This window comes from Ohtaekwangia sp., assembly GCF_036568665.1.
GTDB lineage: Bacteria > Bacteroidota > Bacteroidia > Cytophagales > Cyclobacteriaceae > Ohtaekwangia.
On the sequence record NZ_DATCSD010000228.1, the window covers coordinates 1 to 3,806 of the forward strand.

Consider the following 3,806-nt stretch of genomic DNA (forward strand, 5'->3'; position numbering starts at 1 on the left):
GGAGAAGTCGGAACTGAAAATTACGACCGATCTTACTTCCAGTTTACTCTACAATAAAAGTCCCCTGGCTATATTGATGGGGAGTATGATACCCATTTCGAGCTCGGAGCTTTTTAAAATGGAAGAGCAGTTTGCCTTTAACGGTGAAGCTAAAAATGTAGGGCAGAAGCGCGAGTTCGAGTTTCTGCGGAATATAGCGGTAAGGTATATCAACGCTCCTTATCAGTGGGGAGGGAAAAATCCTTTTGGTATAGATTGCTCCGGGTTCACACAGATGGTTTTCAAGATCTGCGGCTATAAACTCTTTCGCGATGCATGGCAACAGGCAAGTCAGGGTAAATCCGTAAAAGATTTCAACCAGGTAAAGCCGGGCGACCTTGCCTTCTTTAAAAACGGAGAAGACAAAGTTATACATGTAGGCATTGCGTTGGGTGAAGAAAAGATCATTCACGCCTCCGGCCGCGTTCGCGTAGATCAACTCACACAAGAAGGTATCGTAAATGGCGACACCAAGAATATATCGCATACGCTATCGCATGTGAGGAGGATTCTGGCAGATTAGTTTGTAAGAAGTAAGAAGTAAGAAGTAAGAAGTAAGAAGTAAGAAGTAAGAAGTAAGAAGTAAGAAGTAAGAAGTAATTGTGGCAAACAGTTTTTTTGTTGCTATGGCTTGTTGCGCAGTGCAGGAGGATATTTCTACACACTCGATATAAGTACAATCTACTTACTTCTTACTCCTGGCTTCTTACTTCTAATTTCTAGCAGTAGGCAACCTCACCCAGGCGTTGGTTATGTGCAGCCTCGCGATCCATACTTTCGATTTGTTGGGATTTACTTCGATCGATCTCAAGCGTCCGCCACTGCGAACATTTTTACCGATATATACATCCTGGTTAATGGCGCGGGAGTAATCAAAGTATTCGTAGAGCAGTATGTTGGTTCGGGCCTTGTTGGCTGTAACGGTCAGGCCTTGTGTTTTGCCTTCGTAGGTTATAAACTTCAGCGTGTTATATACCAGCGATGAACTGTCCACACAGGGATGGGCCGGCATTACAATACGTTGGCCAATGTGTGTATAGGCATTCGTCAGAAAATCATCGTGCGTCATCAGGTCTTGCGTTACCATGCCCGCTGCTGAAAAGATGTTCATGTAGATAACAATGCCCCGAACATCCGAAGAGTCATCGCGTGTAGTGGTGATGAGCTCACGGGTTTTTTCAAACGCACCTTTAAAATCTTCCCGTTGCAGGTACGGAATTACCGTTTCAAAATCATCGTGCGTAATTACCTGTAGTTGCGCAGAGGCAAGGAGGGTATTCAACAGTATAAGTGAAAAAAGAACAGGAAGGAATTTCATACGCAGCGTTTGCTATAAACTTACAGAAAGAAATTTAATTCCATCGGGAAACGTAATGATGCGTATAATCAGTATGCAGCGTACGGAAAAATATAGCAGAAGATATATACCGGTTGTCTAGATATTTACCGGCATCACTTTCTTGCCGGATTCTGCCAGTTTCACTACATCTTCACGTGTGCCGGTAAACGGCCCGGACGATTGTATTTTAAGTGTTGCCATTGCTGCCGCAAATTCTCCGGCTTCCTGCAAATCGGCACCTTGCAGGCGCTGGTATAAATAGCCGGCCATATAGGTATCCCCGCAGCCGGTAGCATCTTCAACGGATTTAGGAAGATAAGCCGGGATGTCGTAAAATATACCATCTCTGTAAAGTACAGATCCCTGGCTACCCAATGTAATAACCACTTCTTTTACTCCCCAGTCGGAAAGAACTTTAGCACCTTCGCGCACATCTTTAATGCCCGTGAGTACTTCCAGTTCAAATTCATTTGCCTTGAGTATATCTATATACGGAAGAGCTTCGCGTTTGTCAGTCCAGTCGATCGCGAGTACATTTTCATTCTCCACCTTGCGCAGGTAGCCCTGAACATCCAGCGATACAATCCCACGCGATGCGAGGTCTTTGATCAGCTCCACCGGTATATCATGGGCCAGCAGCGGACCGAGGTGAAATATCCTTGCTTGTACGTCTACGAGTTGTTCTACAGTAAAAGGATCTGCTGTTTGAGGTACACGTTGTGTACGGTGATCCATATTCTCGGAGTATATATTCTCGAAGTGTACCGTATGGGTGCTGGGCAATGCATTCACATCAATATTCTTGGCGCGCAGGTCTGATACAAAGTGCATCTCCTTGCGGGCAAGTGCTGTTACCAGCGTATAGCGTACATCCATGTTGCGAATGGCATTGGAGAAATAAAATGAAGTTCCTCCGGCCATGTGAACAACCGATTTGGTAGTTACCACCTTGTCGTGGGTAATGTGTCCGATGCAACAGATGTCGTACATATACAAGACTTTAGAATGTTAAAGCGTCAGGCGTTTATTATCAGCCAGACAGTAAACCTCAAAAATAGTAAAGATTATTTTATCCGGGCATAATCCTGCCTAAACAGCAGGCCGGGTGCTTTTTGTTCCGAAGAGTTGTAAACGCTTTTACCAATCATCCAAAACATTATGAACAAAGCATTGCACTGCATTAAATTAGGTGTTTTGAAACAGACCACGCCCATATGAAATTAGCGGTGAACACCGGTTGTAGTCTTATTATCCTTCTATCGCTAAGCCTCTGTTTTACTGCCCGGGGCGAAGTACGATTGCCGCGCCTGATAAGCGATGGTATGGTGATACAACGCGATGTGGCAGTAACCATCTGGGGTTGGGCTGGAGTGAACGAAACTGTAGCTGTTCGCTTTCATGGTAAAGTATATACTGCGAAAAGTTCAGTCGATGGAAAATGGTCGGTGGCACTTTCTCCTGTAAAAGCCGGTGGTCCGTATGATCTTACCATAGAAGCCGGCAATACCATCACCATCAAAAATATACTGGTGGGCGATGTTTGGGTATGTTCCGGGCAATCGAACATGGCGTTACCGATGGAGCGGGTAAAGGAGCGCTACCCGGATGTAATCGCACAGGCCAACAACCCGGCTATACGCCATTTCTTTTTATCGACACAGTATAATTTCAAGCATAAACAAGATGATGTTACATCCGGCACGTGGGAGCCTGCGAATCCCACCAGTGTATTAAAATTTAGTGCCGTTGCCTATTTCTTTGCAAAATCGCTGTATGAAAAATATCATGTACCTATCGGGCTCGTCAATGCCAGTGTAGGCGGTTCACCCGCGGAAGCGTGGCTCAGTGCCGATGCGTTGAAAAATTTTCCGGAGGCATGGAAAGAAGCGCAGCGTTTCAGTAATGACCAGGTGATCGATAGTATACTTACAGCAGAGCGATTACGAAACACACAATGGTATAACAACCTGCGCAGGGCCGATGAAGGGTATAAAGGAGAGAAACCGTGGCATGATGTGAACTATATACCTGCGGACTGGTCAACTATGCCTGTACCGGGCTATTGGAGCGATCGTGGTATAAAGATGAATGGCGTAGTGTGGTTTAGAAAAGAAGTAGATATACCGGCATCAATGACTGGTAAACCTGCCAAACTTTTTCTGGGATGTATAGTAGACAGCGACTCGGTATATATCAACGGTAAATTTGCCGGAAGTATAGGTTATCGTTACCCACCGAGACGTTATGAATTACCAGCGGGTTTATTAAAGCCCGGAAAGAATGTGATCGTTATCCGCGTGATCAACAATGCGGGCAAAGGCGGTTTTGTAGAAGACAAAAGCTATGCGATTGTAAGCGAAAAAGAATCGGTAAACCTGCAGGGAGACTGGCAGTATAAAATAGGTGCTATAGCAGACCCATTGCCGGC

4 protein-coding genes are annotated in these 3,806 nt (G+C 45.2%); 2 read left to right on the forward strand and 2 right to left on the reverse strand.

Annotated elements, in window-relative coordinates; all coding sequences use genetic code 11:
* Positions 1-562 (forward strand): C40 family peptidase (locus VIN08_RS12760; RefSeq protein ID WP_331965474.1); only part of this gene is annotated, 562 nt, incomplete at its 5' end.
* Positions 563-751: 189 nt separating this feature from the next.
* Here VIN08_RS12760 and VIN08_RS12765 read toward each other — a convergent pair.
* Positions 752-1,357: a hypothetical protein gene (locus VIN08_RS12765; protein WP_331965477.1), complete on the reverse strand. Its 606-nt coding sequence runs from the start codon at positions 1,355-1,357 to the stop codon at positions 752-754.
* Between the two features lie 117 nt (positions 1,358-1,474).
* On the reverse strand, positions 1,475-2,368 hold the full coding sequence (locus VIN08_RS12770; RefSeq protein WP_331965480.1) for a PfkB family carbohydrate kinase: 894 nt from the start codon (positions 2,366-2,368) through the stop codon (positions 1,475-1,477).
* 224 nt (positions 2,369-2,592) lie between these two features.
* Here VIN08_RS12770 and VIN08_RS12775 point away from each other — a divergent pair.
* The coding region (locus tag VIN08_RS12775; protein WP_331965483.1) for a sialate O-acetylesterase at positions 2,593-3,806 on the forward strand (1,214 nt) is incomplete at its 3' end.